1 tRNA gene and 1 rRNA gene are annotated in these 499 nt (G+C 52.7%); both read right to left on the minus strand.

Annotated elements, in window-relative coordinates:
* Positions 1–92: ribosomal RNA gene (locus DCCM_RS04945) — 23S ribosomal RNA — on the minus strand; the annotation flags it as partial.
* A 291-nt stretch (positions 93–383) separates the two neighbouring features.
* Positions 384–460 (minus strand) — tRNA-Ile (locus DCCM_RS04950).
* Positions 461–499: the final 39 nt, after the last annotated feature.

Consider the following 499-nt stretch of genomic DNA (forward strand, 5'->3'; position numbering starts at 1 on the left):
CTTGCGGCTCACCGTGACTTTTCGCAGCTTACCACGTCCTTCATCGGCCCATTGCGCCTAGGCATCCGCCGTATGCTCTTTGTAGCTTGACCTTTTCGCGTGCTGTGATAAGCTGCGCCTGGCTCTGTCAGCCGCGTCCGTCCGGTGCTCACGTATTCATATACGCTCCGCTCCGCCCGTACGCGTCTTTCGCGCCATGCTGCTTCTTTACAGCCCGCTGGTTCTCGCTTTTGCCTAAGTCTTTTCTTGTGAGCACTTCCCTGCCGTTTGCATTGCTGCTTACCGCAGTTGGTGTCCCAAGACGCTTTTGCGATCTTGTTATTTCTCGCTGTGAAGTTTTCAAGGTGCATTTTTTTAGTCGTCGTTATTAGACGACTAATGGGTGGTGGGACTAGATGGATTTGAACCATCGACCTCACGCTTATCAGGCGTGCGCTCTAACCAACTGAGCTATAGTCCCCCGGTCCCTCAAAACTAAACAGGTTTGCAAGATGGAGGT

Origin of the sequence: Desulfocucumis palustris (assembly GCF_002933875.1) — a bacterium.
GTDB lineage: Bacteria > Bacillota > Desulfotomaculia > Desulfotomaculales > Desulfocucumaceae > Desulfocucumis > Desulfocucumis palustris.